The sequence below is a fragment of the Mesorhizobium sp. 01N446 genome, assembly GCF_056399285.1.
The window spans coordinates 24180-43154 of the sequence record NZ_JBFTRA010000009.1 but is presented as its reverse complement, the minus strand read 5'-3'; the positions used below and the strand labels follow the sequence as shown (position 1 = coordinate 43154).

The following is an 18975-nucleotide window of genomic DNA, read 5'->3' as shown; positions in this document are numbered from 1 at the left end:
TCCGGCGCGACCTAGGCGCCCTCGCCCGCCACAAGAGCCGCAACCACGGCCGCCGCGGATATCGTGCCCTTGATCGTCCGCGTTTCGTCGGCGAATGTGATCCAGCCCTCGTTGAAGCCGTCCAGCATGCGCATGCGGGGTTGTGGATTTCGCATGCCTTGCGAACGGAAAAGCACCTCCCAGGTCTCGCGCGGCACCGGCGCGGCGCACACCGGTTTGCCGAGCACGGCTGCGAACGCGGCGGCAAGATCATCGGGCGATACACGCTCCGGCCCTTCCAGATCGACGATCCGCGTGCCGCTCCAGTCCTCCTGGATGAGCGCCGCCGCCACCCGCCCGACATCCGTGGCGGCCACCATCGGCAGCGCCCTGCCCGTCGGCATGAGGAAGCTGTGGATGAGACCGGCCTCGCGTGCGGATGGAACGTCCCAGGCCACATTGTCGAGGAACCAGGCTGGGCGCAGCACGGTGAGTGCCAGCGGGAGCGGGCTCAGCGCGGTCTCCATCATCGTGCGTTGCGACAGCAGATTGTCCTGGACCGCATCGGCACCGACGGTCGACAGGCAGACGACCTTAGCCGGCTTGGCGGCCCTCAGCGCCGTCATGACGCTGTCGATGACCGCCCGCGCTTCCGGATAGCCCGGCTCGGGATCGAACACCGGCGGCGGCAGGATGAATACGGCCGTTGCACCCTCGAAAGCCTGCGTCAACGCCTCTGCATCCTCCATCGCGGCGATCGCGACGTCGCAGCCGAGTGCTGCCCATTGCCGGCCTTTCGTGGCGTCGCGCACAACAGCGCGAACGGGCTGGCCAGCGGCGAGCAGTGCGCGCGCCATGGCGCCGCCGACTTTGCCGGTAATGCCGGTGATTGCATACATGATCCGTCTCCATTTTTCTGGGTTCGCGCCTTTGCGGCGCGGAATGGCGGATCTTTAGCTCGGCACCGACTGTTGCCGTGAGTGCTATTAAATCATATCATTGTTGATCTGAAATCAACGGATGGGACAATGGCGTTCGACGGGCGTGTCATCTCCAATGTCGGCGTGCTGGCCGCGATCGCCGAGGGCGGCAGCTTTGCCCGGGCCGCCGACACGCTCGGCCTGTCACGCTCCGGCGTCAGCCGCGCGGTCTCGCGTCTGGAGGCCCGCGTCGGCGTGCGCCTGCTCGACCGGACGACGCGCGCCGTGTCGCTGACCGATGAGGGCCGCCGGCTTTACGCCGAGGTGGCGCCGTTGCTGACCGGCATAGAAGACGCGGTGACTGTCACCTCCGGCACGTCGGTCGCGGTGCGTGGCCGGCTGCGCGTCAATGTCGACGCCTTCTTTTCGCGCCAGCTGTTCACGCCGCATATAGCCAAGTTCCTGTCGCTCTATCCGGATCTGTCGCTCGAGCTTGTCGCCAGGGATCAACTGGGGGATCTGGTGGCCGAAGGGTTCGACATCGCCATCCGCTTTGGGACGCCGCCCGTGTCATCGCTGGTGGCGAAAAAGCTCGTCGAGACCCGCACCGTCACGGTTGCCGCACCCGCCTATATCAAGGCACATGGCACTCCCACCGTCCCTGCCGATCTTGTCGGCCACGCCTGCATCCAGGTCCGCGATTCGCTGACCGGCCAGCCGATCGAGGAGTGGCGGTTTCGGCGCGGCGACGAGATCGTCGATGTCAGGACCACGGGCCGCCTGATGGTGACCGAGTTCGGCACCATGCTCGGCGCCTGCCTCGACGGCGTCGGCATCGCCAGGATCAAGGCGATTGGCGTGCAACACCTCATCCGGCAAGGCGCGCTGGTCGAGGTTCTGCCGGACTGGCACGGCGAGAGCTTCCCGCTCTACGCGCTCTACCCGTCGCGGCATCTGGCGCCGGCCAAGGTGCGGGCCTTCATCGACTTCGTGCAATCGCATCTCGGTTGACCAGGATCGCGGAACATTTTTTCGGCCGGCGCGCCGCCCAGCCCTCTGCTCACAGCTTGCCTTTGCACAGCGTGATGCTCGTCCGCGCTTCACCATTTCAAGCTCGCATCCGTCGCCATTGCCGGCTTACACTCCCGCAAACGGGGGATGGGCGATGCTTGGGATCGATGCGTGGGTGTCGCTGTTCGGGCCAGCTTACTTCGCCTATGCAGGCGTGACGGTTCCCTTCATGGTGGCGTGGGCGATCGCGTGTGCGGCGCTGGCGGCATGGAACAATCGCGAGAGCCGCAGACAGGCCAGGCTGGCCCCGGATACCGTCGCCGCTCGATCCTGGCCCGTCAGCATCGGGATTTTTGTGCTGATCGCAGCCTGCTATGTCGCCGCTCATTCGGCCGCCTACCTGCTGGTCCGACATTTCGTCAGGCTGTGGCTTTGAGCTTGGCCAAAGACATCTCCGGACGCGCGACGTTCAAAACACGGCTTCGATGTCAGTCTGGGAAAAATCGCCTCCGACATAGAGCAGACGGCAAGCATGCTCCTTCGCCACTTCATAGGAAAAGCAGTCGCCGAAATTGAGTGTGGCCGGATGGATGCCCTTGCCCCATTGCGCATAGGCGTCGGCGATGCGCCGGGCTGAGGCCGGCGTCACTGCCACCACCTCGAAACCAAGCCCGTCAATCAGGCTGGCCAGCTCGGCGGCGATGCCACGATGGGCAGCAACGATCAGTGCCTCGGCCACAGTACCGGCAGAAATCAGCAGGTCGTTCTCGGCTTCGATCGCGGCCATGCAGGCGTCAGCCAGCGGTTCATCGAGCACGATCGCCATCAGCGCCGAGGTGTCGACCGCAATCATTCGGGCATGCCGTCATCGCCATAGAGGAAATCCTGGCTGCGGGCGGCGGATGGCCCGGCCTTCGCCTTAGCCGCTCCTACCGCACGCGCCGCTTCCATGAGCGCCCGACGGCCTTTCCTGTCGGGCATTGCCTTGATGGGAACCAGCCGCACCGCGGCATGGCCGTGACGGGTCAGAATAACCTCGTCGCCTGCTTCCGCGCGGCGCACCAGTTCGGTCAATTGTCCCTTGGCGTCGGTGACGGATACCTGCATTGGGCACTCCGCATGGACCGTTTACCGGTCCAGGTTTCTATAAAATAGACCAGTAGATGGTCCATTTCAAGAGTCCGAGCAGAGGCAGAATGTCCGCGGCACGGGCGGTCACTCGATGCACTGAAGGTAAGCTCGCCGGGCGAGAACCCCAAACTCATTCCCGGCGAGCCTACAACCTGATTTGGAACGCAATCAGGACCGGGGTCAGCCGGCAAGCTGGTGCAGCAAGATGGATGCCAGCTTTTGTTTCCCGAAATGGGACACGCCCTGCGTTCACCCGGCGTTTGAGATTCCCTAAATCTCGAACTCGCGCTGCCCCTCATCCATGGCGTTGACGGTTTCGGCGGCAAGCGCGCGGGTTATCGGCATCTTGCGCTCGAGCGCGGTGCGGTCCAGCCGCTCCACCACGCGCATGGCTGTCGCCAGCGAGCGTTCGATGCGCCGCACCAGATACTGCACGACATGCGGTTCGACCTCGACTTGGCGGTCGGCGAACAGCTTGGTGATGACGCCGGCCAGCAGCAGGTCGTCGGGCTCGTGGATCTCGACTGTCGCCGCAGCCTTCAGCCGCGAGGCCAGATCGGGCAACGAAACGCCCCAGGCCGAAGGAAAACGCCGTGCGGTCAGCAGCAGCGTCGAGCCGGCGCCGCGCACCGCGTTGATCAGATGGAACAGGCCCTGTTCGTCGACCGCCCCGGCATCGACATCGTCGATCAGCGCCGGCCGGGCGCCGAGACCGGCGATGCTGTCGCCGATACGCCGGGCGTCGACGGCAACCGCGTTGGCGCGCGCACGCCAGATGGCGGCCAGATGCGTCTTGCCAGAGCCGGCGGGACCTGCCAGCACCACCACCGGCGAAGGCCAGTCCGGCCAGCGGTCGACCAGTGCCGCCGCCTGGTTGTTGGTGCCGGAGACGACGAGTTCGTCGCGCGAATGGCCGTTGCCGTGGCCGAGATCGAGCGGCAGCTGGCGCGGCGGATCGGTTCGCTGGGCGGTCACTTCGAGCGACGCGGTTGCGTGCGGTGGCCGCCGCCACGATCGGCCGGCAGCGGCGGCGCGGGCTCGCTCGCGTGGCCCTTGTAGAGCGGCGATTCGAGATAGCGGGCGATGGCAAAGCGCACCAGAACGGCAACGGCGGCGGAAGCCGGAACAGCAATCAGCAAGCCGACGAAGCCGAACAGCGCGCCGAAAGCAAACAGCGCGAACATCAGCCATACCGGATGCAGGCCGACGCTTTTGCCGACCAGCCTGGGCTGCAGGATGTTGCCTTCGATGAACTGGCCGATGAAGAAGACCACGGCGACGGCGACGATCATCGTCCAGTCCGGCCAGAACTGGACGAAAGCGACGCCGACCGCCAGCACCAGGCCGGTCAGCGAGCCGACATAGGGGATGAAGGAGATCAGACCGGCGAACAGGCCGATGAGGATGGCGAAGTTCAGCCCGGTCAGTGTCAAGCCGGTGGCATACATGGCGCCCAGCACCAGGCAGAGCGTGCCCTGTCCGCGCACGAAGCCGGCGGTCGCGGTGTTGATGTCACGCGCAATGGCGCGAACCGTCGCGACATTGTCGCGCGGCACCCAGCTGTCGATGACCGCCACCATGCGGTCCCAGTCGAGCAGCATGTAGAAGGCGACGACCGGCGTCACCACGAACAGGCTGATCACCGAGACCAGCGCCATGCCGGAACTCCACAGAGAGGTGAACACCGTTGTGATCAGGCCGAAGCCGGAGGTAAGCAGCGAATTCAGCCCGTCGCGCAAGCCATTGGCGTTGACGCCGAATTTCTGTTCCAGCCATTTCGGATCAAAGGAGGTGAGCAAGCTCTGCAACCGGGTCAGGTACTCCGGCAGCTTGCCCGCGAATTCCGACATTTGCGTTGCCAGCACCGGAACAAGGACGACGAAGGCCAGCACCAGCACGATGAGGAAGGTGATGAGGATGACCACGGTCGCCATGAAGCGCGACAGGCCGAGCCGCTGCAGCCGGTCGGCGACCGGATCGAGGAAATAGGCAAGCACCATGCCGGCGACGAAGGGCAGCAGGATCGCGCTGAATATATAGAGGAACAATGCAAGTCCGGCGACGCCAGCCACCCAGAAAGAGATCTGCCGGCGGAACGCGGAGGCCGCGGCAAGATCGGCTGCCGCAGCCTCGATCACCGCCGCTTCCTTCTCAGATGTCCGGATTGGAGCCTTCGCCATAGCCGCTCATATGCCTCAGCCAAGCCACGAGATAGGCTGCGGCCGAAGCCACGGTCAAGACCCCGGACAGCAATATGAGGGCTGGCCGCAGAGGGTCGAGATGAACGGCAAAGGCAAGTTCGCCTAGCACGACCGCCGCCAGCACGATCTGGATGGCGGTATTGGCCTTCGACACCAGGAACGGTTTTATCTCGACCGGATGCGCCATCACCGTGGACAACAGGACGGCGCAGACGATCAGCGCATCGCGTGACACCATGGTGACCACCAGCCACAGCGGCAACTGCCCGATGAAGCCCATGACGACGAACACCGAAACCAGAAGCAGCTTATCGGCCATCGGATCGAGATAGGCACCGAGTTCGGACTGCTGGTGGAAACGGCGGGCGATGAAACCGTCGACGCCGTCCGAGACGCCGGCAATGACGAAGCCGGCGAAGGCCCAGTCCCAGCGGGCCTGCAGCATGGCCAGCACCACGGCAGGCACCAGGAGAAGGCGCAGGATGGTGATCAGGTTGGGGATGGTCAATGCATTGTCCCGTCGCGTGCTGTTGCGAAATAGATGAGGGAGACGGCAAGCCGAGACAAGGGACAGCCTGATCTGGACGCGAGCGCCAAACGCGGTGCGATTCTATCCACGCTTTTGTCAGGCCAAAAGACACTCGGCTCCGCCGTTATCCTTGCGGACCGAAACCGTTCATGCGAAGAGCCCGCAAACGAGCAGGAAAATTGCGATGAGCAAGCGCGACACCAGCCAGCGCAAAACGGGCCAGCCCAAAACGGGCCAGGACAAAACGGCCAAGCGCAGGAATGGGCTCACTTATGCCGAGGCCGGCGTCGATATCGATGCTGGCAATCTCATGGTCGAAAAGATCAAGCCGCTGGTGCGTGCCACGCGGCGGCCAGGTGCCGATGGCGAGATCGGCGGTTTCGGCGGCCTGTTCGACCTCAAGGCGGCCGGCTTCACCGATCCGGTGCTGGTTGCCGCCAATGACGGCGTCGGCACCAAGCTCAAGATCGCCATCGATGCCGGCAAGCATGACACGATCGGCATCGACCTCGTCGCCATGTGCGTCAACGACATCGTCGTGCAAGGGGCGGAACCGCTGTTTTTCCTCGACTATTTCGCCACCGGCAAGCTCGACCCCGACCAGGGCGCGGCAATTGTCGGCGGCATCGCGGAAGGCTGCCGGCAGGCCGGCTGCGCGCTGATCGGCGGCGAGACGGCGGAAATGCCCGGCATGTATCACGGCAAGGACTATGACCTCGCCGGCTTTGCCGTGGGCGCGGCCGAACGCGGCCAGCTTCTGCCCACCGACGATATCGTCGAGGGCGACGTGCTTTTGGGCCTCGCTTCCTCGGGCCTGCATTCGAACGGTTTTTCGCTGGTGCGCCGCATCGTCGCCGCCAGCGGCCTTTCGTGGAGCGATCCGGCGCCGTTCAACGACGAGGCGACGCTGGCCGAGGCGCTGCTCGAACCGACCCGCATCTACGTCAAGTCGATCCTCAAGGCCATCCGCAACACGCATGGCATCAAGGCGCTGGCGCACATCACCGGCGGCGGTTTCCCGGAAAACATTCCGCGCGTGCTGCCCAAGGATTTTTCGGCCGAACTCGATCTGGAAGCCATCGACGTGCCGGCGGTGTTCTCGTGGCTGGCCAAGACCGGCGGCGTGGCGCCGGAAGAGATGATGCGCACGTTCAATTGCGGCGTCGGCATGATCCTGGCGGTCGCTTCCGGCCAGGCGGCGCAGGTCGCCGCCGTGCTTCAGGAAGCCGGCGAGACGGTGACGCCGATCGGCCGCATCGTGCCGCGCCGCGACGCCGGCGTCATCTATCGGGGCTCGATCAGCCTATGAGCAGGAAACGCACAGTCGTCCTGATCTCGGGGCGCGGTTCCAACATGACCGCACTGATCGCCGCGGCCAGCGACCCGGCCTTCCCGGCCGAGATCGTCGGCGTGATTTCCGACAAGGCCGACGCCGCCGGCCTCGGCATCGCCAAGGCGCGCGGCATCGCCACCCAGGTTATTGCCCGCGCCGACCATGGCAGCAAGCAGGCGCATGACGAGGCGATCGACGCCGCGCTCACCGCCTTCAATGCCGAGATCGTGGCGCTGGCAGGCTACATGCGCATCCTCTCCCCTGGCTTCGTCCAGAAATGGCAGGGCCGCATGATCAACATCCACCCCGCCCTGCTGCCGGCATTCAAGGGTCTCGACACCCATGTGCGCGCGCTGGCCGCCGGTCTGCGCATCCATGGCTGCACCGTGCATTTCGTCACGTCCGAAATGGATGACGGACCGATCATCGCGCAAGCGGCCGTGCCGGTGATGGTCGGCGACAATGCCGATACGCTGGCTGCCCGGGTGCTGAAGGCCGAGCACCGGCTCTATCCGCTGGCGCTCGGGCTGGTTGCCGAAGGCAAGGCGCGCATGGAGGCCGGACGTACGGTGCTTGCCCACTTCGCCGACGACGCCGACAACGGCACCTCGGTGGTGATGGCGCCCGATCCGCTGCGCGAGGAAGCCGACCTCGAGCATCTGGCGCGGATTACGCCCTGAGGGCCGAGGCCAATGGACGTTTTCGACAGTGCGATCCGGACGAAAGGCGACCTGGCCGGAGTCTTTGAGTATGACGAGGCCGGAGACCCGCGAAACGCCACTGCGTATTTTTACCTCTATCGAGCACAAGGCGACGAGTCAGGCTCCGTCGTTGATACAATTCACATACGATCGGGCGCCTGGGCCATCAGCGGATCGGATATCGTTGTCCGGTGGGATAAGGATGAGCGGCGTGTCGGGTTGTTCATCTTCGGTGCCCTTTCCGCAGCTTTCGATACGGAAGCCGGCACAAAGCACGGCGGCGGATATGGCAAAGACTTTCATGCCGACATCCCCTGGTCGGACTCAAATCGATGAAACAACTACTCCTTCTTCGCCACGCCAAGTCGAGTTGGGACGACCTTGCTCTCGATGATTTCGACCGGCCGCTCGCGCCGCGCGGATTGAAAGCGGCCAAATTGATGGGGCGCGAGCTTGCGGCGCGCGACTGGCTGCCGGATCAGGTGCTGGTGTCGTCGGCGCTGCGCACCCGCGACACCTGGCGGCTGGTCGCCCAAGAACTGCCGGCGCACCCCCGTCCCGTGTTTGCCGAGGCCCTCTACGAGGCTTCGGCGGCGGATATTCTGATCCAGATTCGTAAAGTCGACCCATCCAGCGGCTGCTTGGTGGTGCTTGGCCACAATCCGGGCCTGGAGGGTCTTGCGAAACAGCTTGCCGGATCAGGCTCGGAGGCCAAAGCCCACAGGAGGCTGGAGGAAAAATTCCCGACGGCAGCCCTCGCGCGCTTTGTTTTCGACAGCGACTGGTCCGGCCTGTCGGTGGCCCGGCTGACGCATTGCCTGCGCCCGAAGGATCTGAGCTAGCAGTCCTGCCGGGCATGCGGCGGGCAAGCCCGCCGCGCCCGAGACCTCAGTTGCCCCAGATACCCTGGCCGGATTCCGGCCAGTCGGTGTTGGTCTTCATCCTGGTGTCGGCTGCCCGGCCACATCCGTGTTCTTGACCGCGCCGGTGACGGCATGATCCACGCCGGCGACCGAGGCTACCGGCTGATTGGCATTGTCGGAGCCATAATGGTCGCTGCCGGCAAAAGCGCCGCCGGTTGCAAGCAGGATGGCGGTGACAGCGATAGCAATCTTGTTCATTTCAATCTCCTGGTTCTTCCGTTGGGCGGCGTCTTGGGAGGACGGTTCCGCTGGAGATAAGACCCGAGGCCGTCCTGTTTTATTCCCGGAGGCGGAGCGCCCTCCCGCCGGTTGCGAAGACCGGCTGCTCAAACCGATGCCGGCCCATGCCTGCCCTGCGACGCAAAAAACAAGAGCGGCGGGTCAGACCCACCGCTCTTTGTCATCGAGGCCTGCTTGAGCGTTGGCTCAGTTACCCCAGATCCCCTGGCCGGAATCCGGCTGGACTGAATCGGGCGTCAGCTTGAAGCCGTGATGCTCTACCGGCTTGCGGATAGAAGCCGTATGGCTGTGGTCAATGTTGGCAGCGGGCGCTGTGACGGCCGGCTGGTTGACATTGTTGGAGCCATAATTGTCGCTGCCGGCGAAAGCGGTGCCCGTGGCAACGAGGATGGCAGCAGCGGTAAGTGCGATCTTGGTCATTTTCTTACTCCAGTATTCTTAAGTTCTGTCCGTCAAGTGGCGTGCCCTTGGGAGGAATTTCGCGTCGCTCGGACAGGCTGGAAATGGGTTTTTCGTTCGCCGACTTCCAATCACGAAGATGTTCCATCACGCGCCGGATCACGACCTTGAATTTCGGCAAATGGATCAAGTGTTTGAGACTTTATTTATAGATATCATATGGTTATCTGAAACCAACCATTGCACATTGTGGCGATTTGTGGAGCTCGCGTCGACCGTCCGCTCACGGGTCGTCAACATTATTTGAACCGATCGGTTCGATTTGCGATCGGTACGCCCGCATGCATAAAAAACAAGAGCGGCGGGCCAAGCCCACCGCTCTTTGTCGTCTTCCGGGGATTGAAGGAATTAACGGCCCCAGATGCCCTGGCCCGACTGAGCCGGCACGTTGGCATTGGCGTCGCCCTGTACCTTTACGGACTTCGCGATCGAACCGGTATGCGTGGTGTCGATGTCGGAGTACGACTGGCTGACAGCCGGCTGGTTGACATTGTTGGAGCCATAATTGTCGCTGCCAGCAAAAGCGGTGCCCGTGGCGACGAGGATGGCGGCGGCGGCAAGAGCGATCTTGGTCATTTTAAGTACTCCTGAATTCAAGTTTGGGTTGGGTATCGGCAGTCGCGATCAGCGGCCGAAGAGGTTGCGGTCAGCGCCCTGCGGAGCCTGGGCCGGGACGGTCACGGTCGACTTCGAGGTCGAAGCGGTGACCGAATGGTCGACCGCAGCAGCGGGCTGATTGACGTTGGCCGAGCCATAATTGTCGCTGCCGGCGAAAGCGGTGCCCGTGGCAACGAGGATAGCGGCGGCGGTAAGAGCGATCTTGGTCATTTTAAGTACTCCTGAATTGAAGTTTGGATTGGGTATCGGCAGTCGCGATTAGCGGCCGAAGAGGTTGCGGTCAGCGCCCTGCGGAGCCTGGGCCTGGACGGTCGCGGTTGACTTCGAGGTCGAAGCAGTGACCGAATGGTCGACAGTGGCTGCGGGCTGGTTGACGTTGGCCGAGCCATAATTGTCGCTGCCGGCGAAAGCGGTGCCCGTGGCAACGAGGATGGCGGCGGCGGTAAGAGCGATCTTGGTCATTTTCTTTACTCCAGTATTTGTCTGTCTGTCCGTCTAGTGGCGTGCCCTTGGGAGGAATTTCGCGTCGCTCGGACCACCCCGAAGTAGGGAATGCCTTTTGCGATTACCAGTCGCGGCGGCTTTGCAGAATTTCCTTATATTATAGACAATGCATATTGCATTGCAGCAATTTCAACGCGATTTGTGCAATAATTTCAGCATATTAGGTTCGACGCCCCCAAAAAAACGGAAGGCTTTTGGAAGGCATTGTTCACTGTTTGCGATACAATCTGTCAATCAGAACCGAACCGTTCGGTTCGATTAATGCGTGAAAACAGATCGATTTGAAGACGCAACGGTACGCTGTTGTCCTCGGCCAAGACCGCATTTGTCTTGCGTTGGGATCGATACTGTCGCTCATTCAGGAGCGATCAGGGATGCCGTGGCCAATCAAGCTTCAGGTGTTCGGCTGGGAGATAGGGACCGGACCGCCAAAGAGATGCGACTGCTGCTTGTTGAAGACAATCGCGAACTGGCCGACTGGCTGGGCAAGACCCTGCGCCAGGCAAATTATGTGGTCGACATCGTCCATGACGGCGAGGATGTCGAGCATGCGCTGGCAGCGGGCGATCATGCGCTTGTCATCCTCGACCTGGCACTGCCGCGCATGGGCGGCCTGGAGGTGCTGCGCCTGCTGCGGGCGCGCGGCAACCGGGTGCCGGTGATCGTGCTGACCGCCAATGCCAGCCTCGACGGCCGGGTCAAGGGCCTCAATGAAGGCGCCGACGACTATCTGGCCAAGCCTTTCCAGATCGAGGAACTCGAGGCTCGTATCCGGGCACAGCTGCGACGCGCCAATGACCGGACCGCGCCTGTCGTTGCCTGCGGCGATCTCATCTTCGACACCAACACAAGGCTGTTTTCGCTCGCCGGTGAGCCACTGGCGCTCACACCCCGCGAACACGCGGTGCTGGAGCAATTGATGGTGAAGGCCGGGCGCACGGTGAGCAAGGCAGCGCTTTCGGCGGCGATCTACGATTTCGAGACCGATGCCGACCCCAGCGCCATCGAGATCTATGTGCATCGCGTGCGCAAGAAGCTCGAAGGGTCGCGGGTCCAGATCGCCACCTTGCGGGGCCTCGGCTATCTCTTGCGCCACGACGATACGGCGCCATGAGGATTAACAGTCTCCGCTTGCAGCTGTTGGCCTGGGTTGTATTGCCGCTCGTTGGGCTCGTCACCATCAATCTGTGGACCAGCCATCGCAATGCGCTGGCGACTGCGGATCTCGTCACCGATCGCATGCTCATGGGCTCGGCGCGGGCCATCGCCGAACGTGTCGCCGTGAGCGAAGGCGTGCTCGACGCCACGATACCGCCGGCGGCGCTCGAGATGTTCGACACCGGTGACCGCGACAGCGTCTATTACCATGTCAAGGCTGCCGGAGGGCGGCTGCTGACCGGCTATCCCGACCTGCCGGAGGCGGTAAAGTATCCCGGCACCGAGGCCACCTATCGGGATCATCTGCTGAGATTGCTCACTTACAGCCATACTGTGGTCGGCGCCGGAGATGACTCGCCGATATCCGTTACCGTTGGCGTCACGCTTGCCGGACACGATGCCATGGTCCGGCGTCTCTGGTTGGGCGCCTTTGCCCAGCAGCTGGCGCTGGTGGCGATTGCCGGCTTGTTCGTTCTGTTGGGCCTGCATCGTGGCCTTGCGCCTTTGATCCGGCTGCGCGACGCGGTGCGTTCGCCCAGCCGCAGCGATCTCGACCCGGTCGAGGTGCCGGGTGCTCAAAACGAGATCCGCCCGCTGATCGATGCCCTGAACGCCTATATGGCGCGGGTGCGGGCCCAGATGGCGGCGCAACGACGGTTCATCGCCAATGCCGCGCACCAACTTCGTACGCCCCTGGCGTTGCTGTCGACGCAAGCGAGCTATGCGCTTCGCGAAACTGTCCCCGATGCGCGCCAGGAGGCGCTGGTGGCGCTGCAAGCAAGCTCAGGCAGGCTGGCGCGGTTGGCCGAACAGTTGCTCACCCTGTCGCGGGCGGAACCGGGCAGCCGACGGCCGCGCGCCGACCGCATCGACCTGACCGTGGCCGCCCGAGACGTGCTGGAAACGCAAGCGCCGCTGGCAATCAGTCGCAACATCGATCTCGGCCTCGAGGAGACCGGCCCTGTGCCGGTCATCGGCGACGGCACCATGCTGCGCGAGATGATCGTCAATCTCGTCGACAATGCGGTGCGCTATTCCTCGTCAGGCGGCAGCGTCACGGTGAGGCTGGCGGCCGTCGACGGCGAAGCCCTGCTGACGGTCGCCGACGACGGACCCGGCATTCCCGTGGACGAGCGGGACCATGTATTCGAACGTTTCTACCGCATCGCCGGTTCGACCGAGGAAGGCAGCGGGTTGGGGCTCGCCATCGTGCGCGAGGTCGTCGAAAACGCCGGCGGCCGCGTCACCCTAGGGGATGGCGCGGCCGGCGGTCTGGTGGTTGAGGTCAGGCTGCCGCTGGCAAGCAGTTGAATTATGTCACCGCTCACTGCGTCTCGTGCAGCGGCTGGGGACGCCACTTCGCCAGGCGGTCCTCGACCATGGTCATCAGATATTCCGCACCGAGTGCCACCACCATGACGATGACGATCGCGGCGTACATGCCGGCGGCGTCGAAGGACCCCTTGGCGATGTTGATCAGCAGGCCGATGCCGAAGCGCGCGCCAACGAACTCGCCGACGATCGCGCCAATGATGGCAAAGCCGAAACTGACGTGCAGGCTGGCGAAGATCCAGCTCATCGCCGAAGGGACAATCACCGAGCGGGTCAATTGCCAGTTGGACGCGCCAAGGATGCGAGCGTTGGCGATCATGGCCCTGTCGGCTTCCCGCACGCCCTGGAAGGCGTTGTGGAAGACGACGAAGAAAACCATCACGAAGGCAAGCGCCACTTTCGAGGCGAGGCCGAGGCCGAGGATCATGATGAAGATCGGCGCCAGAACCACGCGCGGAATGGAATTGATGACCTTGATGTAGATCGAGAAAATGTCGGCGGCCATCCGGTTGCGACCGAGCGCGACGCCGATGATGATACCAGCGACCGAACCCGTCACGAAGCCGATGACCGACTCCTCCATGGTGACATAGAGATGATACCAGAGAGGTCCCTCGGACGTTCCTTCGGTCGTCCATTCATAGAGCCGCTGCGCGATCGCGCTCGGCATTGCGTAGAAGAACGGATCGATCCAGGCCTTGCGCGCGGCGACCTCCCAAAGGCCGAGAAATGCAAGGAGGATGGCGACCCGCCAGAACATCACGGTGTGGCGGCGATGCGTTGCCGCCTTCGCGGCGGCCGCTTCGATTTCGGCGTCTGACGTGCCAGGCTTGAAGGCCCCTGCTCTGATGTCGATGGCGGCATCGGTCATGGCTTTCCTCCTCAGGCAGCGGCGCGCGCATAGCTGGTCTCGACCTCTTCCTTGAGGTCGGCCCAGATCGTGCGCGAATAGTTGATGAAGCTCTGCTCGTAGCGGATCTCGGCGACGACGCGCGGGCGCGGCAGATCAATCGTATAGACCGATTTTACCGTGGCCGGCCCGGCGGTCAGGACATAGACCTTGTCGGCGAGCGCAATCGCCTCTTCGAGATCATGCGTGACGAAGACCACGGAAGCCCTTGCCTGCGACCACAGGCGCAGCAGTTCCTCGTGCATCAGCACGCGCGTCTGTACGTCAAGCGCCGAAAACGGTTCGTCCATCAGGAGGATCTCCGGGCCGTTTATGAAGGTCTGGGCGAGCGCCACGCGCTTGCGCATACCGCCGGAAAGCTGGTGCGGATAATGGTGCTCGAAACGCGACAGGCCGACGCGCGCCAGCCAGTCGCGTGCCGCGGCCGTGGCATCCGACTTCGCCCTGCCGCGAAACAGCGGGCCGGCCATCACATTCTCGATCACGGTTCGCCAGGGGAACAAGGCATCGCTCTGGAAGACAAAGCCGATGCGCGGGTCTATCCCCTTGACGGGGGCGCCCATGACACGGACCTCGCCGGCACTTGGGCTTGCCAGTCCCGTTACGAGGTTGAGCGTGGTGGATTTGCCGCAACCGGTTGGACCGACAACTGCGACGAATTCGCCGCGCTCGACGGTCATGGTGAAATCGCGCAGCGCCGTCAGCGATTTGCCGGTGGGCGAGAGGAAGCGACGGCTGACATTGATCAGTTCGATCGCTGGTGTGGTCTTTTCAGGGGCCATGATGAAACTCCGGGTTCGAGCGAAAGCCCGCCGTCGGCCAAGGCCGTCGGACGTGAAAAATGACGGTTGCCGGCGCGATGTCGCGCATCGCGCCGGCATGGACCGCTACTTGGCGTTCTTGACGAATTCCGAGGTGTAGGTCTTTGAGAGGTCGATCTGCTTGCCCTGCAGTTCCTTCTTGAAGGCTGAAAGAACCGTCAGCACCGTCTCCGGGCCTCCTTCGGGCATGATCCCGTCGGGGGTGAACATCGCCTTACCGGCATCGAGGGCCTTCACGTAGCCCTCCTTGTCGCCGACATAGTAGTCCTTCGGCATTTTGTCGGCGATCTCGGCGCCGCTATGCGTGTTGATGAACTTCTGCGTCTTTACGAAGGCATTGGCCAGCTTCTGCACGATGTCCTTGTGCGCTTCGACCCAGTCGGTCTGCATATAGAGGGATGCGGCTGGGTAAGTGCCGCCGAGCGCGGCCTTGGTACCCTCCATTGTGCGCATATCGATAAGAACGGTCGCTTCGCCGGTTTTTAGCAGCCGGGTGATCGTCGGCTCGGTCGTCATGCCGGCCTGGATCTTGTCCTGCTGCATGGCGGCGATGAAGGTGGTGCCGGCGCCAACCGGTACCGAGGTGAAATCCCCGAGCTTCAAGCCATTCTTGATGGCAAGATATTCCGTAAGAAAATTCGTCGATGAGCCCAGGCCGGTCACGCCAAGGCTCTTGCCCTTGAAATCGGCGGGTGACTTGATCTCCGGATGTTTGGTCGAAACAAGCTCGACCTCGCCCGGCGCCTGGCTGAACTGGACAATGGATTCGACGAACTTGCCCTTCGCTTGCAGATCGATGCAGTGATCGTAGAAGCCGACAACCCCTTGCACGGCTCCGGCAAGCATCTCGTTTTCGGCGTCGACACCGGCCGGTTCATTCAGCAACTCGACGTCGAGGCCCTCGTCCTTGAAGTAACCGAGCGCTTCGGTCAGTTTGGCGGGCAGATAGATCTGTTTTTCGTAGCCGCCAACCATGATGGAGATCTTTTCTTCGGCGCGTGCGGATGGCGCTGATAAGGCCATGATTGCGACGAGTGCGGTTGTGGCGGCAGAATCAAGCAGAATTCGCGCGAGCGACATGGCCTCTTCCCTTTGTTCGTTTCCCGCGCCCCTCTCTTTCCCATCGCTTTTGCGCGACAATATCGGGGCACCGGACAAGAGTTATGGCACCAACCTTTCATCCAGCTTTCAGGGTAAAGCCGAAAATGACGGCAAAGCCTACGGATCAGTAAGCCGCGGCCAGCGGGCAGTCGCGGCGCCGTGAAAATGCACGCCGTGCCAAGTTCAGCGGTCAAACCCAAGCACGTCGCGCATATTGTATTCGCCGGGCGGGCGTCCCGACACCCAAAGTGCCGCGGCGATGGCGCCACGGGCGAACATGATGCGGTCGCCGGCAGTATGCGACAAGGTAACGAGCTCGCCTTCGGCACAGAAGCTGACGCTGTGTTCGCCGACGATGCTGCCACCGCGAACCACGGCAAAACCGATCTCGCCAGCCGGCCGCGCGCCGGTGACGCCGTCGCGGACGCGCCTGGCGACCGGCTCCAGTGCGACCCCGCGTCCGCCGGCGACGGCCTGTCCCAGCATCAGCGCGGTGCCCGATGGCGCATCGATCTTGTGGCGATGATGCGCCTCGAAAATCTCGGCATCCCAATCCTGGGGATCAAGTGCCCTCGCCGCCTGCTCGACCAACCCGACCAGCATGTTGAGGCCGAGCGAATAGCTGCCGGAGCGGACAATGGGAATCGTTTTCGCGGCGCCGGCGATGGCAGCCAGTTCGGCGGCATCGAAACCGGTGGACCCGATCACCAAGGCCGGTCCACCGCGCTTCGCGCAGAAGTTCGCCAGATCGGCCGAAGCGGCCGGCGTGGTGAAGTCGATCACCACATCGGCCATGGCAAGCGCCTCGTCGCGGCTCACCAGCCAGTCGCCGACACTGCCCGGTCGATGGAAGCGGGCGGCAAGCCCCAGCCGCGGATCCGCCTGCACGGCCTCCGCCATGTGGCGGCCCATGCGGCCCTGCGCACCGGCGATGGCAATCCGGATCGGCGGTTGCGCCATGGCGTCGGCTATTTCCACATGCCGCGCATGCGCGCGCCAATATCGACGCGCACCTCCGGCCGGGGCGCCCTGCCCACAGCCGCTTGCGCGCCCGGCCACGACATCTGCTGGAACGCGCCAAGGATCGAGGCCGGGATGAAACGGGTGCGCGAGGCATAGAGATGGCGGTCGCCGCGCGCGGCCTGGCCGTGCGGAAAGAAGCGCTGCGGCATGACGAGATTGAGGCTGTCCTTGGCCCGCGTCATCGCCACGTAGAGCAGCCGGCGTTCCTCCTCGATGTCCTCCTTGGTGCCGACGCCGAGATCGGCTGGAATGCAGCCATCGACGGTGTTGAGCACGAAGACGTTCTTCCACTCCTGGCCCTTGGCCGAATGGATGGTCGACAGGATCAGATAGTCCTCGTCGCGATGCGGCGGTCCGGCCTGGTCGCTGGTCGCATCCGGCGGATCGAGCGTCAATTCCGTCAGGAACCGCTCGCGCGAGGCATAGCCCGAGCCGATCTGCTCGAGCTGCAAGAGGTCGGCGCGGCGCGTAATGACATCCTCATGGATACGTTCCAGATGCGGCTCGTACCAGAGCCTGACCTGTTCAAGATCGGCCGGCCATTTGGCGCCGGCCCGCAGGCCGGAATAAAGCGAGACAAAGGCCGGCCAGTCATCGGCCGCGCGTTGCGGCGGGCGCCAGCCGGCCAGCCCCATCGCCTCGTCCAGCGCCGTGGTCATCGTCTCGACAATCTGCGCGGCGGCCGAAGGGCCGATCCCCGGCATCAGCTGCAGCACGCGGAAACCGGCGACGCGGTCGCGCGGATTTTCGGCAAAGCGCAACACCGCCAGCACATCCTTGACATGGGCGGCATCGAGGAATTTCAGCCCGCCGAATTTGATGAAGGGAATGTTGCGCCGCGTCAGCTCGATTTCCAGCGGCCCGCTGTGATGCGAAGCGCGAAACAGCACCGCCTGCGATTTGAGCGCCGTGCCGGCCTCGCGCTCGGCCAAGATCGTGTCGCAGACGAAGTTCGCCTGCTCGACCTCGTCGCGCACGGTGACCAGCCTTGGCTTGTCGGTGGATTTGCGCTCTGACCAGAGGTTCTTGGTGAAGCGTTCGGAGGCCTCGCCGATCACCGCATTGGCGGCGGCCAGAATGGTCTCTGTCGAGCGGTAGTTGCGCTCCAGCATCACCACATCGGCGGCCTGTGGGAATTGCTTTGGAAAATCGAGGATGTTGCGCACCTCGGCGGCGCGGAACGAATAGATCGACTGCGCATCGTCGCCAACCACCGTCAGCCCGGCGCCGTCGGGCTTCAGCGCCATCAGGATCGAAGCTTGCAGCCGGTTGGTGTCCTGGTATTCGTCAACCAGCACATGGTCGAATCGACCGCCCAGATGCGCCGCGATTTCCGGCTCGGCCGTCATCTGCGCCCAGTAGAGCAGCAGATCGTCGTAATCGAGCACGTTCTGCGCTTGCTTGGCCTCGACGTAACCGGCGAACAGCTGCTTCAATTGCTCGGCCCAGCCGGCGCACCAAGGGAAGGCGGATCCGAGCACCTCGCCAAGCGGCGCCTGCGCGTTGACGGCGCGCGAATAGATGGCAAGGCAAGTGCCCTTGGTCGGGAAGCGCGCCTCCGTCTTGGAGAAGCCGAGCTCGTGGCGCACGAGGTTCATCAGGTCGGCGGAATCCTCACGGTCGTGGATGGTGAAGGCCGGATCGAGGCCTATTTCCAGCGCGTAGTCGCGCAACAGCCGTGCGCCGATGCCGTGGAAGGTGCCGGCCCAGGCCAGCGCATCGGTGATGACGGCGGCGTCGCGGCCGAGCACCTCGCCGGCAATGCGCTCGACGCGCTTGGCCATTTCGGAGGCGGCGCGCCGCGAAAAGGTCATCAGCAGGATGCGGCGCGGATCGGCGCCCCTGACGATGAGATGGGCGACGCGATGCGCCAGCGTGTTCGTCTTGCCCGAGCCGGCGCCGGCAATGACCAGCAACGGCCCGGCGATCTTGCCGTCACCATGCTCGACCGCCTGGCGCTGGGCGTCGTTCAACCGCGCGAGATAGGCGGGCGCGACAGTCGATTCCAAAAAGGTCGAATCATGGGCGGCGAGGTTCATCGCCCATCAAGCATCGTTTCTGCTTTGTTCGCAACAAGGAAG

At 63.6% G+C, this 18975-nt stretch carries 25 protein-coding genes; 9 read left to right on the top strand and 16 right to left on the bottom strand.

Going from position 1 to position 18975, the window contains the following annotated elements; all coding sequences use genetic code 11:
- Positions 1 to 11: 11 nt before the first annotated feature.
- Positions 12 to 878 carry an NmrA family NAD(P)-binding protein gene (locus AC1DPX_RS27740; RefSeq protein WP_477240610.1) on the bottom strand — a complete coding sequence of 289 codons (867 nt, stop codon included), beginning with the start codon at positions 876 to 878 and terminating at the stop codon, positions 12 to 14.
- A gap of 129 nt (positions 879 to 1007) precedes the next feature.
- Here AC1DPX_RS27740 and AC1DPX_RS27735 point away from each other — a divergent pair, with 129 nt between their 5' ends.
- Positions 1008 to 1910, top strand: coding sequence for a LysR family transcriptional regulator (locus tag AC1DPX_RS27735; RefSeq protein WP_477240608.1), 903 nt, complete (start codon positions 1008 to 1010; stop codon positions 1908 to 1910).
- A gap of 154 nt (positions 1911 to 2064) precedes the next feature.
- Positions 2065 to 2346: a hypothetical protein gene (locus AC1DPX_RS27730; RefSeq protein WP_477240606.1), complete on the top strand. Its 282-nt coding sequence runs from the start codon at positions 2065 to 2067 to the stop codon at positions 2344 to 2346.
- Positions 2347 to 2379: 33 nt separating this feature from the next.
- On the opposite strand, the gene AC1DPX_RS27725 is transcribed toward AC1DPX_RS27730, so the two are convergent.
- The 5 genes from AC1DPX_RS27725 to AC1DPX_RS27705 all read right to left on the bottom strand — a co-directional run bounded on the left by AC1DPX_RS27725 (position 2380) and on the right by AC1DPX_RS27705 (position 5750).
- The gene (locus tag AC1DPX_RS27725; RefSeq protein ID WP_477240604.1) at positions 2380 to 2763 is read right to left on the bottom strand and encodes a type II toxin-antitoxin system VapC family toxin; all 384 of its coding nucleotides are present in this window, start codon (positions 2761 to 2763) and stop codon (positions 2380 to 2382) included.
- Positions 2760 to 3017, bottom strand: coding sequence for a type II toxin-antitoxin system Phd/YefM family antitoxin (locus AC1DPX_RS27720; RefSeq protein WP_477240602.1), 258 nt, complete (start codon positions 3015 to 3017; stop codon positions 2760 to 2762). The genes AC1DPX_RS27725 and AC1DPX_RS27720 overlap by 4 nt, the downstream gene beginning before the upstream one ends.
- Positions 3018 to 3311: 294 nt before the next feature.
- The gene (hdaA, locus tag AC1DPX_RS27715; RefSeq protein ID WP_477240600.1) at positions 3312 to 4016 is read right to left on the bottom strand and encodes a DnaA regulatory inactivator HdaA; all 705 of its coding nucleotides are present in this window, start codon (positions 4014 to 4016) and stop codon (positions 3312 to 3314) included.
- Positions 4013 to 5221 (bottom strand): AI-2E family transporter, encoded by a 1209-nt coding sequence (locus tag AC1DPX_RS27710; RefSeq protein ID WP_477240598.1) that lies wholly within the window; start codon positions 5219 to 5221, stop codon positions 4013 to 4015. Before AC1DPX_RS27710 ends, hdaA begins: the two co-directional genes overlap by 4 nt.
- Positions 5193 to 5750 (bottom strand): CDP-alcohol phosphatidyltransferase family protein, encoded by a 558-nt coding sequence (locus AC1DPX_RS27705; RefSeq protein WP_477240596.1) that lies wholly within the window; start codon positions 5748 to 5750, stop codon positions 5193 to 5195. Before AC1DPX_RS27705 ends, AC1DPX_RS27710 begins: the two co-directional genes overlap by 29 nt.
- A gap of 205 nt (positions 5751 to 5955) precedes the next feature.
- Here AC1DPX_RS27705 and purM point away from each other — a divergent pair, with 205 nt between their 5' ends.
- Genes purM through AC1DPX_RS27685 form a run of 4 tightly spaced genes read left to right on the top strand, consistent with a single transcriptional unit; the run spans position 5956 to position 8647 of the window.
- Positions 5956 to 7080 carry a phosphoribosylformylglycinamidine cyclo-ligase gene (gene purM, locus AC1DPX_RS27700; RefSeq protein ID WP_477240594.1) on the top strand — a complete coding sequence of 375 codons (1125 nt, stop codon included), beginning with the start codon at positions 5956 to 5958 and terminating at the stop codon, positions 7078 to 7080.
- Positions 7077 to 7784: a phosphoribosylglycinamide formyltransferase gene (gene purN, locus AC1DPX_RS27695; protein ID WP_477240592.1), complete on the top strand. Its 708-nt coding sequence runs from the start codon at positions 7077 to 7079 to the stop codon at positions 7782 to 7784. Before purM ends, purN begins: the two co-directional genes overlap by 4 nt.
- A gap of 12 nt (positions 7785 to 7796) precedes the next feature.
- Entirely contained in the window at positions 7797 to 8141 is a 345-nt protein-coding gene (locus AC1DPX_RS27690; RefSeq protein ID WP_202354976.1) for a hypothetical protein, read from the top strand.
- Positions 8138 to 8647, top strand: a complete 510-nt coding sequence (locus AC1DPX_RS27685; RefSeq protein ID WP_477240590.1) for a SixA phosphatase family protein — start codon at positions 8138 to 8140, stop codon at positions 8645 to 8647. Before AC1DPX_RS27690 ends, AC1DPX_RS27685 begins: the two co-directional genes overlap by 4 nt.
- A gap of 96 nt (positions 8648 to 8743) precedes the next feature.
- On the opposite strand, the gene AC1DPX_RS27680 is transcribed toward AC1DPX_RS27685, so the two are convergent.
- From AC1DPX_RS27680 to AC1DPX_RS27660, 5 genes are all read right to left on the bottom strand, one after another.
- Entirely contained in the window at positions 8744 to 8926 is a 183-nt protein-coding gene (locus tag AC1DPX_RS27680; protein WP_477240588.1) for a DUF680 domain-containing protein, read from the bottom strand.
- A 228-nt stretch (positions 8927 to 9154) separates the two neighbouring features.
- Positions 9155 to 9388 carry a DUF680 domain-containing protein gene (locus AC1DPX_RS27675; RefSeq protein WP_202354979.1) on the bottom strand — a complete coding sequence of 78 codons (234 nt, stop codon included), beginning with the start codon at positions 9386 to 9388 and terminating at the stop codon, positions 9155 to 9157.
- 387 nt (positions 9389 to 9775) lie between these two features.
- Positions 9776 to 10003, bottom strand: coding sequence for a DUF680 domain-containing protein (locus AC1DPX_RS27670; RefSeq protein ID WP_477240586.1), 228 nt, complete (start codon positions 10001 to 10003; stop codon positions 9776 to 9778).
- A gap of 48 nt (positions 10004 to 10051) precedes the next feature.
- Positions 10052 to 10255, bottom strand: a complete 204-nt coding sequence (locus tag AC1DPX_RS27665) for a DUF680 domain-containing protein (protein ID WP_202354981.1) — start codon at positions 10253 to 10255, stop codon at positions 10052 to 10054.
- A 48-nt stretch (positions 10256 to 10303) separates the two neighbouring features.
- Entirely contained in the window at positions 10304 to 10507 is a 204-nt protein-coding gene (locus AC1DPX_RS27660) for a DUF680 domain-containing protein (RefSeq protein WP_202354982.1), read from the bottom strand.
- A 478-nt stretch (positions 10508 to 10985) separates the two neighbouring features.
- Here AC1DPX_RS27660 and AC1DPX_RS27655 point away from each other — a divergent pair, with 478 nt between their 5' ends.
- Positions 10986 to 11663 (top strand): response regulator, encoded by a 678-nt coding sequence (locus AC1DPX_RS27655; protein WP_477240584.1) that lies wholly within the window; start codon positions 10986 to 10988, stop codon positions 11661 to 11663.
- Positions 11660 to 13018, top strand: a complete 1359-nt coding sequence (locus AC1DPX_RS27650; RefSeq protein ID WP_477240582.1) for a sensor histidine kinase — start codon at positions 11660 to 11662, stop codon at positions 13016 to 13018. The genes AC1DPX_RS27655 and AC1DPX_RS27650 overlap by 4 nt, the downstream gene beginning before the upstream one ends.
- Before the next feature lie 13 nt (positions 13019 to 13031).
- On the opposite strand, the gene AC1DPX_RS27645 is transcribed toward AC1DPX_RS27650, so the two are convergent.
- The 3 genes from AC1DPX_RS27645 to AC1DPX_RS27635 all read right to left on the bottom strand — a co-directional run bounded on the left by AC1DPX_RS27645 (position 13032) and on the right by AC1DPX_RS27635 (position 15793).
- Entirely contained in the window at positions 13032 to 13910 is an 879-nt protein-coding gene (locus AC1DPX_RS27645) for an ABC transporter permease (protein ID WP_202354985.1), read from the bottom strand.
- Between the two features lie 11 nt (positions 13911 to 13921).
- Complete coding sequence (locus tag AC1DPX_RS27640; protein ID WP_477240580.1) at positions 13922 to 14731, bottom strand: ABC transporter ATP-binding protein; 810 nt, start codon at positions 14729 to 14731, stop codon at positions 13922 to 13924.
- 105 nt (positions 14732 to 14836) lie between these two features.
- Positions 14837 to 15793 carry an ABC transporter substrate-binding protein gene (locus tag AC1DPX_RS27635; RefSeq protein ID WP_477240971.1) on the bottom strand — a complete coding sequence of 319 codons (957 nt, stop codon included), beginning with the start codon at positions 15791 to 15793 and terminating at the stop codon, positions 14837 to 14839.
- Between AC1DPX_RS27635 and AC1DPX_RS27630 the strand changes: the two genes are divergently transcribed.
- A complete protein-coding gene (locus AC1DPX_RS27630; RefSeq protein ID WP_477240977.1) occupies positions 15744 to 16034 on the top strand; it encodes a hypothetical protein in 291 nt (96 codons plus the stop codon). The two genes, AC1DPX_RS27635 and AC1DPX_RS27630, sit on opposite strands and share 50 nt — an antisense overlap.
- A gap of 20 nt (positions 16035 to 16054) precedes the next feature.
- Here the strand turns inward: AC1DPX_RS27630 and dapB are convergent, their stop codons facing one another.
- A complete protein-coding gene (dapB, locus tag AC1DPX_RS27625) occupies positions 16055 to 16831 on the bottom strand; it encodes a 4-hydroxy-tetrahydrodipicolinate reductase (RefSeq protein WP_477240578.1) in 777 nt (258 codons plus the stop codon).
- 8 nt (positions 16832 to 16839) lie between these two features.
- The gene (locus AC1DPX_RS27620; RefSeq protein ID WP_477240576.1) at positions 16840 to 18933 is read right to left on the bottom strand and encodes an ATP-dependent helicase; all 2094 of its coding nucleotides are present in this window, start codon (positions 18931 to 18933) and stop codon (positions 16840 to 16842) included.
- Positions 18934 to 18975: the final 42 nt, after the last annotated feature.